The organism is Bacillus sp. FSL K6-1033 (assembly GCF_038630765.1).
Taxonomy (GTDB): Bacteria; Bacillota; Bacilli; order Bacillales; family Bacillaceae; genus Bacillus; species Bacillus altitudinis.
This window is the reverse complement of record NZ_CP152041.1, coordinates 2,016,072-2,027,999: the sequence shown is the minus strand read 5'-3', so window position 1 is coordinate 2,027,999 and position 11,928 is coordinate 2,016,072. Positions and strand designations below refer to the sequence as shown.

11 protein-coding genes are annotated in these 11,928 nt (G+C 40.9%); 10 read left to right on the top strand and 1 reads right to left on the bottom strand.

Annotated features, from left to right (window positions below; all coding sequences use genetic code 11):
• Window positions 1-31 precede the first annotated feature (31 nt).
• The 10 genes from panB (at window position 32) to MHH31_RS10205 (ending at window position 9,216) form a co-directional block, all read left to right on the top strand.
• Window positions 32-871 (top strand): 3-methyl-2-oxobutanoate hydroxymethyltransferase, encoded by an 840-nt coding sequence (gene panB, locus MHH31_RS10250; protein WP_008344587.1) that lies wholly within the window; start codon window positions 32-34, stop codon window positions 869-871.
• Window positions 868-1,734, top strand: coding sequence for a pantoate--beta-alanine ligase (gene panC, locus MHH31_RS10245; protein ID WP_039165690.1), 867 nt, complete (start codon window positions 868-870; stop codon window positions 1,732-1,734). Before panB ends, panC begins: the two co-directional genes overlap by 4 nt.
• Window positions 1,727-2,110 carry an aspartate 1-decarboxylase gene (gene panD / locus MHH31_RS10240; RefSeq protein ID WP_017359738.1) on the top strand — a complete coding sequence of 128 codons (384 nt, stop codon included), beginning with the start codon at window positions 1,727-1,729 and terminating at the stop codon, window positions 2,108-2,110. The genes panC and panD overlap by 8 nt, the downstream gene beginning before the upstream one ends.
• Window positions 2,111-2,225: 115 nt before the next feature.
• Window positions 2,226-5,018 carry an ATP-dependent DNA helicase DinG gene (dinG, locus tag MHH31_RS10235; RefSeq protein WP_342494789.1) on the top strand — a complete coding sequence of 931 codons (2,793 nt, stop codon included), beginning with the start codon at window positions 2,226-2,228 and terminating at the stop codon, window positions 5,016-5,018.
• Window positions 5,019-5,150: 132 nt separating this feature from the next.
• On the top strand, window positions 5,151-5,321 hold the full coding sequence (locus tag MHH31_RS10230; RefSeq protein WP_008344594.1) for a YpmA family protein: 171 nt from the start codon (window positions 5,151-5,153) through the stop codon (window positions 5,319-5,321).
• A gap of 12 nt (window positions 5,322-5,333) precedes the next feature.
• The gene (gene tseB, locus MHH31_RS10225) at window positions 5,334-5,819 is read left to right on the top strand and encodes a cell wall elongation/penicillin-binding protein regulator TseB (RefSeq protein WP_025207534.1); all 486 of its coding nucleotides are present in this window, start codon (window positions 5,334-5,336) and stop codon (window positions 5,817-5,819) included.
• A 116-nt stretch (window positions 5,820-5,935) separates the two neighbouring features.
• Window positions 5,936-7,228 carry an asparagine--tRNA ligase gene (gene asnS / locus MHH31_RS10220; protein ID WP_024718525.1) on the top strand — a complete coding sequence of 431 codons (1,293 nt, stop codon included), beginning with the start codon at window positions 5,936-5,938 and terminating at the stop codon, window positions 7,226-7,228.
• 97 nt (window positions 7,229-7,325) lie between these two features.
• Window positions 7,326-8,030: a DnaD domain-containing protein gene (locus MHH31_RS10215; RefSeq protein WP_007500879.1), complete on the top strand. Its 705-nt coding sequence runs from the start codon at window positions 7,326-7,328 to the stop codon at window positions 8,028-8,030.
• A gap of 17 nt (window positions 8,031-8,047) precedes the next feature.
• Entirely contained in the window at window positions 8,048-8,710 is a 663-nt protein-coding gene (gene nth / locus MHH31_RS10210) for an endonuclease III (RefSeq protein WP_008344602.1), read from the top strand.
• Complete coding sequence (locus tag MHH31_RS10205; RefSeq protein WP_178930293.1) at window positions 8,707-9,216, top strand: YpoC family protein; 510 nt, start codon at window positions 8,707-8,709, stop codon at window positions 9,214-9,216. The genes nth and MHH31_RS10205 overlap by 4 nt, the downstream gene beginning before the upstream one ends.
• 35 nt (window positions 9,217-9,251) lie before the next feature.
• Here the strand turns inward: MHH31_RS10205 and MHH31_RS10200 are convergent, their stop codons facing one another.
• A complete protein-coding gene (locus MHH31_RS10200) occupies window positions 9,252-11,924 on the bottom strand; it encodes a PBP1A family penicillin-binding protein (RefSeq protein WP_035702944.1) in 2,673 nt (890 codons plus the stop codon).
• Between the last annotated feature and the right edge of the window lie 4 nt (window positions 11,925-11,928).

Genomic DNA, 11,928 nt, shown 5'->3' with positions numbered 1-11,928 from the left:
GCCATCTCCTCTCCAGAATGAGGAGGAACAAATGAAGACAAAGTTAGATTTTTTCAAAATGAAAGAACAAAACGAACCTATTGTGATGCTGACAGCATACGACTATCCAGCTGCAAAGCAAGCGGAAAAAGCGGAAGTCGACATGATCTTAGTTGGTGACTCACTTGGGATGGTTGTCCTTGGACTTGATTCCACAGTGCAAGTGACGATGGATGATATGATTCATCACACAAAAGCAGTCAAAAGAGGCGCAAAAGACACATTTGTTGTGACGGATATGCCATTTATGTCTTATCATTATTCATTAGAAGAAACGATGAAAAATGCAGCACGCATTATGCAAGAAAGCGGTGCTGATGCCTTAAAGCTTGAAGGTGGAGACGGAGTATTTGAATCCATCCAAGCACTTACAAGAGGCGGTATTCCTGTTGTAAGCCATTTAGGGCTGACCCCTCAATCAGTCGGTGTCCTTGGCGGCTATAAAGTGCAAGGAAAAGACAAAGAGAGTGCACAGAAATTGATTGAAGATAGTCTGAAATGTGAGGAAGCAGGCGCCATCGCTCTTGTGTTAGAGTGTGTACCTGGTGAACTGACAAAACGGATTACTGACATGCTAAAGATTCCTGTGATCGGAATTGGGGCAGGGGCTGAAGCAGATGGACAAGTTCTCGTTTACCATGATGTGGTAGGGTACGGCGTGTCTAGAACACCTAAATTTGTGAAACAATACGCGCAAATCGATGCTGTATTAGAAGAAGCGCTCATACAATATACAAAAGAAGTAAAAGCACGCACATTCCCAGAAGATGCTCATACCTTTCATATGAAAGAAGAAGTCCTTGATGGTTTATATGGGGGGATCAAGGAATGAAGGTTGTCTCCCATATTCATGAACTAAAAGAAATGATCAAGCAGCATCAAAAGAAGCAGCATTCCATTGGATTTGTTCCTACAATGGGTTTCCTTCATGAAGGACATCTTACGCTTGCAAAAGAAGCAAGAGATCAAAATGACATCGTAGTGATGAGCATCTTTGTTAATCCATTGCAATTTGGACCGAATGAAGACTTTGAATCCTATCCAAGAGATATGAAAAGAGACCAGCGTCTTGCCGAAGAAACTGGAGTAGATATATTATTTACACCTGATGTGAAGGAAATGTACAAAGACGAGCCATCGATTACGATGACTGTCCAAAAGCGTACAGACGTCTTATGCGGGAAGAAACGCCCAGGACACTTCGACGGCGTTGTCACGGTGCTGACAAAGCTGTTTCACCTTGTCGCACCAACCAATGTATACTTTGGTCTAAAGGATGCACAGCAAGTCGCTGTTATCGATGCGATGATCAAGGATTTCTTTTTTGATCTTCACCTTGTGTCTGTTCCTACTGTTCGAGAAGAAGACGGTTTAGCGAAAAGTTCAAGGAACGTGTATTTGTCTGAAACAGAAAGGCAAGAAGCACCTGCTTTATACCGGGCATTAAAAAAAGGACAGACAGCTGTAGAAAATGGTGAACATGATGTAAATCGTATTTATCAATTAGTGGAAGAGGAGATTCTTCAAACGAGTGGAGAAATCGATTATATTGACATTTACTCCTACCCAGAGCTTGAACCTCTTCAGCACTTAACGGGCCAAGTGATCATTGCCACTGCTGTGAAGTTCTCCCGGGCAAGACTGATTGATAATGTGATTTTCCATGTTCCTGAAAGCGGTGAAAAACATGTATAGAACTTTTATGACCTCGAAACTTCATAAAGCGACAGTGACTGAAGCAAACTTACACTATGTAGGCAGTATTACCATCGACGAAGATTTGCTTGATGCGGCAGGCATGATGGCAAATGAGAAAGTGCAAATTGTTAATAATCACAATGGTGCTAGACTTGAAACATATATCATCCCTGGAGAAAGAAAGAGCGGTGTCATTTGTTTAAATGGTGCGGCAGCAAGATTGGTTCAGCCAGGAGATGAAGTCATTATTATCGCTTATGGGATGTTGTCAGAGGAAGAAGCGAAATCGCACACACCTAAAGTGGTCGTGTTAAATAAACAAAATCAAATTGAACAAATGATTGGGCAAGAGCCTGCGAGAACGATTTTATAACGCACGCTCACATGGAAACAGAACAGTTTCATCATAAGGAAGCTGTTCTGTTTCAGCTATATTGCCCAGAGTGTGTTTCACTATGAGTGGAACGAGGAATTGAGGTGTCCATTTTATGACCGATCAAAGGTTTGTTGTCGTTGATATTGAAACCACCGGGAATTCACCAAAAAAAGGTGATAAAATCATTCAAATTGCTGCGGTGGTCATTGAAAATGGACAAATTGTCGAACGGTATTCAAAATATGTGAACCCAGGGAAAACGATTCCTGGATTTATTGAACAGCTGACAGGTATTAAGCAGCACATGGTTGATGACGCGGTGTTTTTTGAGGACATTGCCCAAGAGGTGTATGATCTCATACAGGGCGCTTATTTTGTTGCGCACAATGTTCATTTTGATTTGAACTTTTTAAACGATGAACTAAAAGCATGCGGGAAAAATGAGCTGGATGTGCTAGCGATTGATACGGTTGAAATTTCTAGAATTCTTTATCCTGAGCTTGAAGGTTATAAGCTAACTGAATTAAGCGAAGAGCTCATGCTTCCACATGACCACCCGCACAGGGCGGATAGTGATGCGGAAGTTACTGCCATGTTATTTTTAACCTTATTACATCAATTAAGGAATACACCGCCAAATGTGTTAAAACAGCTGCGAAGATTATCCTCTTATCTTCTAAGTGATATAGGACTTTTAATTAAGCAGCTTGAAACCAATCACTCTAGTCAGGATGATTCGCTTGTAGAAGTAGGATCTTTTGCTGTGAAAGATGTGACCAATCCTATCACTGAATCGACATATGCAGTAGGCGCTGACGACGAGCAACTGTTTGAGGAGATAAAAGAGAAGCTTCCTCAAACATTAGAAGGCTATGAAGTAAGAGAAGGCCAGCTCACGATGATGAACAAAGTAAGAGATGCGTTCCATGAAAGAGCGTATGCGTTAATTGAAGCGGCGCCAGGAATCGGGAAAACACTCGCTTATCTTATACCAGCTGCTTTAGAAGCAAAGAAATCAGGAAAACCTGTCATTATCAGTACATATTCTATTTTACTGCAGCAGCAAATGCTTCAGCGAGATGTTCCGGTGCTCAAGCAATTGCTCCCATTTGAGCCAGCCGCCTGTGTGTTTAAAGGGCGGGCACATTATATTTGTTTAGATAAGTTTGAGCATGTCCTGCATGAGGAAGATGATAACTATGATGTTGTCTTAACAAAAGCGCAAATTTTAATGTGGCTTCTTGTCACTGAAACAGGTGATTTGTCTGAACTGAATTTACCGTCAGGAGCTGCAAATATAAAAGACCGTATCTCTTGTGTGCACATGCCATTTACATCGAAAAAACGCCGTTTTAAAGAACATTGTTTTTATGAACGGGCTAAACGAAAGGCTCAAACCGCTGATTTAATTTTGACGAATCACCGTCTGCTTTTATCTCAAACAGAAGGAGCTTCTATCTTTCAGCATGCAGATGTCTATGTGATTGATGAGGCCCACCAATTTGAAAAAACAGCCAATGAAACGCTAGGTGACAGTGCGTCTTATATCCAGCTTCATGCGAAATTAACGCAGCTTGGCTCTTTGCATGGCGGGCTGCTTAAGAAATTGAAAAAGAGATTTCATGGGGCAGGTTTATCAACTGACACCTTTATTGAAATGGACGAGTATCTTCAGCAGCTTCAGATGGAAAGTGACGCATTTTTTAGTACCGTTCATTCTTTTGTCAAAAGGACAAAACCAAAAGCGGACATCAATCGTCTCATTCATAGAGTCCGTCATCATTCAAAACATGCTCAGTGGGTCCGAATTAAAGAATCAGCGAGTAAGCTTTGTTCATTATTGATTGCTTGTGAGAAACTGTATGAGCAGCAAAAAAATGAGTTGCTTCACAAAAGTGATCAGTTCATAGAACACTTTGCATTTGAAGCAGAAGAATACGATCAAGTGATGTCATTTATGCAGACATTCTGCAGTACGCTGTACCGGTTTATCTTTGAACCAAACAATGATGAAACCGTTTGGATTGAGATTGATGCAAAGGGTGCCAAGAATGCTGTCTTTATGCACGCGCAGCCGCTGGATACAGGGGAGCTGCTAGCTGATCGGTTCTTTATGAACAAAAAAAGCGTTGTCCTCACATCAGGGACGCTTACCATCAATCAACGCTTTGATTATTGCTTGGAACGATTTGGCCTGCAAGATTTTTACCCACACCTTGTCCAAATTGATTCACCTTTTGAACTTGAAAAACAGCTTAAGGTCGTTGTACCGGCTGACATGCCGCCGATCACAAACCGTGATGAACGCGAATATGTGAAGCAAGCTGCAACATATATTAAGATCATGGAAAAGCAGGATCAAGCGAAAATATTGGTATTATTTAATTCACATGAGATGTTAAAAGCAGTGTATGAAGAGCTGAAATCAGAAGGTATGCAATCGGCCTTGTTTGCTCAAGGTTTGACAGGCGGGAGCCCTGTAAAATTGACAAAAATGTTCAAATTGGCTAAGCAGGCCATCTTGCTAGGAACAGGGAGTTTCTGGGAAGGTGTGGATTTTCCTGGCTCAGAGCTAACGACCGTCATTATGGCAAGGCTTCCTTTCCGACCGCCCGATTCACCGCTCATTGAAGCAAAATGTGAAGCCGCAAAAAAACAGGGGAAGAATCCCTTTAAAGCCGTCGCTCTCCCAGAAGCTGTGTTAACCTTTAAGCAAGGAGCAGGCCGCTTGCTGCGCTCGGAAAAAGACATCGGAACATTACTGATTTTAGACCGCCGAGTGAAAACCGCTTCGTATGGAAAACTATTTTTAGAATCACTTCATCATGCGCCAGTTCACGAGATGTCCAAAGAGTCGCTTGAGGCGTATATAGAAAAGCTCAACAACGAAAAGCCGCTGTCATAAGCGGCCTTTCACTGGTGTGGGTTTGGAGTTAATTTATCGTAACGGCTTTTTATGTTCCGTTGTAAAAATAGTATCGGTTCTCACATTGAAAAGTATGACTAACAATATTTACGTACCGAGGAGGAATTAGAAGTGGAAAGTAAAATAGAGGTACTTTCAACTGTTCAAATTAAGCATTCAGAAGACCTATACAAAATCGTCGATTTGCTGAACAGAACGCTTAAAAGGGAAGATCTTATGTTTGGATTAGCATTAGATCAAGAAGATCAAAATCAAGCGATATTTACCATATATCGCACATAGGGGAAGCTTGACATGAAAAAAATAGTTTGGATTATTTCATCCATTGCTGCGCTCGTTTTACTCATTGGCATCATTAGCTTTTCGTGGATTTATCAAATTGCCATGGGACAAAAAGAAGAAGGTCATCAGGCAGCGATTGAACGAGCAAAAAAGCAAGCATCATTAGCACAAGTAGAGCAAGTGGATACCTTTGTTGGGAAAGAAAAGCAATTTATTGTGGAAGGTAAAAACAAACAAAACGAAGCGATCTATGTGTGGGTACCTGCCAGCAAAAAAGAAAAAGTCATTGCTAAAAAAGCAAAAGAAGGCATTACTTCAAACCAAGCAGTACAAGCCGTTCAAAAGGAGAACACCATTTCTAAGCTAAAAAATGTTCAATTAGCACGAGAAGGTGACGTCCTCCTTTGGGAAGTAACGTACTTAAATGAGAACAACCAATATAGTTTCAGCTATGTTGATTTTACGACAGGACGAGTGGAAAAAAATTTAACACCGTAGTTTCTTCTGTCTTGCGTTGACCATGCTGATTTAGAACGGTTATAATAAAATGTATGAAAAAAGAATCACACCTATCTAACAAGGTGAGTTTCTTTCTGGCTTTGGAGGGAAATATGTTGAAAACAACTATTAATCAAGTGTTTAAACACGTCGATGAAGAAGTAACAATCGGCGCATGGATTGCCAATAAACGTTCAAGCGGGAAAATTGCATTCTTGCAGCTTCGCGACGGGACAGGCTTTATTCAAGGAGTCGTTGTAAAAGCAGAGGTGGAAGAGGAAGTCTTTAAGCTTGCGAAATCAGTGACACAAGAGACATCGGTCTATGTCACAGGACAAGTAACAAAAGACGAACGTTCACCACTTGGTTTTGAATTACAAGTGAAATCCATTGAAGTGATTCACGAAGCAACAGATTACCCAATTACACCAAAAGAACATGGAACAGAATTCTTAATGGATCACCGTCATTTATGGCTGCGTTCTAAAAAACAGCATGCCATTATGAAAATCCGTAATGAAATTATTCGTGCTACATATGAGTTTTTCCATCAAGAAGGCTTCGTGAAAGTGGATCCGCCAATCTTAACAGGAAGTGCTCCTGAAGGAACAACAGAGCTGTTTGCTACTAAATATTTTGATGAAGATGCATACCTTTCTCAAAGTGGACAGCTTTACATGGAAGCTGCTGCGATGGCACTCGGAAAAGTATTCTCATTCGGTCCAACATTTAGAGCAGAAAAATCGAAAACGAAACGTCATTTAATCGAGTTCTGGATGATCGAGCCTGAGATGGCATTTGTTGAATTTAATGAGAACCTTGAGTACCAAGAAAATTATGTGTCTCACGTTGTTCAAAGTGTACTTGAAAATTGTAAAGTAGAACTGCACACACTTGGCCGTGATACAGCAAAATTAGAAAACATCAAAGCACCATTCCCGCGCATCACATATGATGAAGCGATTAAATTCTTGCAGGATAAAGGATTTGATGACATTGAATGGGGAGATGACTTCGGTGCGCCGCATGAAACAGCGATCGCCGAAAGCTATGATAAACCAGTCTTTATCACTCATTACCCAACCTCATTAAAACCATTTTATATGCAGCCTGCACCAGACCGTGATGATGTCGTCCTTTGTGCAGATTTAATTGCACCAGAAGGCTATGGAGAGATTATCGGCGGTTCTGAACGTGTTCATGATTTAGATCTGCTTGAAGCAAGATTAAAAGAACATGGGTTAGATCAAGAAACGTACAAATGGTACACAGAATTAAGACAGTATGGTTCTGTACCACATTCAGGTTTTGGTCTTGGACTTGAACGAACAGTTGCTTGGATTAGCGGAGCGCCGCATGTGCGTGAAACAATTCCATTCCCAAGATTATTAAACCGTTTATATCCTTAAGACGTGAAAGCCTCCAACATATGGAGGCTTTTTCAAACGTCTTAAGGGCAGCACGTATGAGAAAACGTGATATACTGAAAGTGAAGAGGTGTATCCGATGAAAAGGCAGCAATTTATAGATATGCAGAAAATGGGTTCGACCAGTTTGCCTAATTTGCTGATTGCCCATTATGAGCAATTAGGACTGAATGAATCACAAATGATGGTCATGTTAAAGATTAAAATGAATGAAGAACAAGGCGTCTTTTTTCAGACATTTGAAGAGCTTTCACATGGTATGACCATTTCGGCCGAAGAATGTGCTTATATGGTGCAGTATTTGATTCAAAAAGGGTTTATTTCGATCCAGCCGTTTGAAGACAGGTCTGGTATTCAGCATGACCGGTACTCGGTAGAACCCTTATGGGGTGTGCTGTATGACTTTTTAGAAGCAAAACAGGCGAAAGACCTGCAAAAGAATCATGTGCAGGCTGAAAAATCTTTATATGCGCTATTTGAAGATGAGTTTGGCAGACCACTTTCTCCTCTTGAAGGGGAGACACTCTCGATCTGGATGGACCAAGACCATCATGATGCTGAGATGATTCGTCTTGCTCTAAGAGAAGCCGTTTTATCAGGAAAATTAAATTTTCGCTATATCGATCGAATATTGTTTGAGTGGAAAAAGAAAGGGCTGAAAACAGCGGAAGAAGCGAAAGAGCATAGCCAGCATTTCCGTTCGCAGCAAAAAGCCCCACCTTCAAAAGAAGAAACATCTTCATATAAACGACAAGTTCCTTTTTATAATTGGCTGGAACAATAACCAATAAAGGAGAAGGCATGTTATCAAAAAAACAAATCAATGAATGTTTAGATATTATAGGGGATATGTTTCCAGAGGCTGAGTGTGAGCTTGTTCATTCCAATCCATTTGAACTAGTGATTGCTGTCGCACTCTCAGCGCAATGTACAGATGTTTTAGTGAACAAAGTGACCAAACATCTATTTCAAAAATATAAAACACCAGAAGACTATTTAAGTGTGCCGCTTGAAGAGTTGCAGCAGGATATTCGTTCGATCGGTCTTTATCGTAATAAGGCAAAAAACATTCAAAAATTAAGCCAAATGCTGATTGAAGATTATGGCGGTGAAGTGCCAAGAGATCGAGATGAGCTAATCAAGCTCCCAGGGGTTGGACGGAAAACAGCAAATGTCGTTGTGTCTGTCGCTTTTGGAATTCCCGCCATTGCAGTAGATACACATGTCGAGCGCGTCAGCAAACGACTTGGGATTTGCCGCTGGAAGGATTCTGTTCTTGAGGTAGAGCAAACCTTAATGAAGAAGGTGCCAAAAGAGGATTGGTCCGTGACCCATCATCGTCTCATCTTTTTTGGCAGATATCACTGTAAGGCGCAGCGACCACAGTGTGAATCTTGTCCACTTCTTGATATGTGCAGAGAAGGGCAGAAGAGGCTGAAAAAAGGGCTGGTGAAGCTGGCATGAGCGGAGCAGCTGTTTTTACCTCATATGTCGAAAAGCTAAAAGAGAAAAAGGTAGAGATAAGCGACGAAAAAAAGGATATATTAAGAATCAATCCACTCGCATTTGATCTATCTTCAGAACCTTTACTAGATGAGCAACCGTGGCAGAAAACGGAAGAATTTGTTCCTTTGATGTTTGATCTGTGGAATGAATTAAAAGACCACATGCTTCCTCGCTTTCAAACGAGAAAATCTCGGTGTGAAGAGGATGATATGCTGCAAGGCATTGTCAGTATGATCGCAATGTTTTACTGGATCAAAGGAGAGAAGCTTCAAACCGTTGATTGGGAGGAAATTAAACAACAGACGTTTCCAGTAGCCCCCATTAACTGGACAGAACGATTAGAGTTTATTTTGCTTAAACCTACTCAATATCATTGCTTTATTCAATTGGACGAGTTATACACAGAGCTCAAAAAGCAGTATGGAAAATACGAAGCACTCAGAAAGTTAAAACAAAATCGTTAAAAAAGCACTTGCCACATAGGGCAAGTGCTTTTTTATTACTCGTCTTCTTTGCGAGAAGTAGAATTTGACTGAGTATTTGAGCTTTGAGAATTGGCTTTCTCGTCGTCTTTCTTTTTATCTTTATTGGCATCGCTCTGTGAGTTGCTGTTTCCATTTGTACTGTCTGAGCCATCACCATTTTCGGTATTTCCGCCTTGATCTTTTTTATCATCAGGCTTCTGCTCATCAGTGCCACCTTGGTTTTGATTATCATCTGTTTGATCTGTCTGCTCATCATCAGGTTGCTGTGGCTCTTCTTCTTCTTTGTTCTCATCATCTGCTTTTTCTTCCTCTTCTTCGTCATCTTTAATGGTGAGGAAGGTAGAAGCAGCTTTACTTGTGACATCGTCTACAGTCGCTGTCACTTGGAATTTATAGGTGGATCCTGGCTTCACATCAGAGATGACGGCTTCTTTAGAAGAGCTGTTTTGAATGTCTTTATAGCCGCCATCATCGACCGCTTGCTTCACATTAAATGTTGCATCTGCATCGTCATCATAACCCCAAGTGAGTGTAATCGATTTTTTCTCTTCATCATACACCGCTTTTAAGTCAGATGGTTTGTCAGCTTCTTTCTTTTCATATGTGTCAGAAACTTTTGTTGGGACAGTTCCTTTGACGAAGTATTCCGTTGTCTTCTTATCACTTGGTGTGTTTGGTCCAGCTAACTTCGCTGGATCTGATCCTTTTTCAACCGTTGCTTCAACGACACTGTCTGGCTTTTCAAATGAGCCGCTTCCATCATCAATTTGAGAAATTAATTTCTGGAAGACAACTTTGGCAACACGTTGTTCATAATCCGTGAGCCACATTTTGCCGTCTGCATCTTTTGAGTTGCCGATTCCGGTCCACACAGCTGCTGTGTATTGCGGCGTGTAACCGACAAACCATGAATCTTTCGCCCCGCCAGAAGGGATGTTGTATTTATTAATATCATCTTGTGTAAAGTTGGTTGTACCTGTTTTACCAGCTACTTGAACATTCGGTACTTGTGCGAGTGTACCTGTTCCAGATTGTACAGCAGTTTTCAGCATATCTGTGATCATAAATGCAGTGTAATCACTCATGGCTGCTTTAGAATCTGGCGTTAAGTCAAGCTTCGTCCCGTCATTAAATTCAACAGACGTTACGGCATGCGGTTCATTATAGTATCCGTTGTTACCGAATGCACTAAATGCACCAGCCATTTTAAGAGATGAGACACCTTCGTCAAATCCGCCGATTGAGTAAGACTCAGGAATGTCAGAAGGTAAGTCCAAACCTAAGTTATTGGCGAATTGAACAGCATTATCTGTACCAGCTTCTTGGAAAGCTTTTAAAGCAGGGATGTTTCGTGATTGTGCCAAAGCACTTCTCATCGACATTTTCCCTAAGTGTCTTCTGTCAAAGTTGTTAATAGGTGTACCGTTAGAGTACGTATAAGGCGCATCATCAATTTGCTGATATGTTGACCATTTTTTGTTTTCAATTACAGGACCGTAATCTAAAATTGGTTTAATTGTAGATCCCGGCTGGCGTTTTGCATCAGTGGCATAGTTAAAGCCGCCGGCTGGCACATCACGACCACCACCAATGGCACGAATTTCACCATTTTTTGTATCCAGCAGGGTGACTCCAGCTTGCATACCTTTCGTAAATCCGGCTGAATCCCCATTGATGATGTCATCCAGATGATCCTGAGCTTTTCGATCAAGAGAAGTATAGATTTTTAATCCATCTGTTGATACATCTACTTTGGCTTTTTTCTGTACTTCTTCCATGACTTCTTCAATATAAGCAGAGTACTTACTTGAGTTTTGACTCTTATATTTATCAGCTGAAACAACGGTTTTGCTGACAGGTGTTGCTTTTGCTTCCTCATACTCTTTCTCTGAAATATAGCCTTGTTTTTTCATTAGGCCTAAAACGATATTACGGCGTTTTTCCGCTGCCTCTGGATGTTTCACTGGGTTATAGGCAGATGGACTTTGCGGCATACCTGCAAGTGTGGCAGCCTGTGCAACAGTTAGTTTATTTAAATCTGTCACTCCGAAAAATTGTTCAGCCGCTTTCCCAACACCATAAGCATAAGGAGAGAAGAAAATACGGTTTAAATACATTTCTAAAATTTCATCTTTAGAGTATTTTTGCTCAAGCTGAATCGAGAGCCACACTTCCTGTACTTTACGTTTTAACGTCTTTTGATTGTTAAGCAGGGAGTTCTTCACAACCTGCTGTGTAATCGTACTTCCACCTTCTGCTCCAAAACCGTCCTCGACGTTTGCGACAAGAGCACCGCCAATACGGATAGGATCAATCCCGTGGTGTTTATAAAAACGTGCATCTTCAGTTGCAATAAACGCGTCTTTTACCACATCGGGTATATCTTTAATCGAGACATACGTTCTTTTTTCTGCCCCGACTTCTGCAAAGACTTTTTTGTCTTTATCGTAAAGTTTTGAAGAATACGGCGTTTTTAGCTTGCTATCATCAATAGAAGGAGCGCTTGATGCAAAAACGGCAAAAGTTGTGATTCCGGCTACTAAACAAAGAAGACCGATCACGAGTAAAGATAAAAATATTTTTTTAAATAGACCTGCTTTCTTTTTGCCTTTTTTGTTCTTTTGCTTCTTATTGTTTTCTTGACTTGCTTTACGTCGCTGTTCACGACTTGTAAATTGATCAGACATCACA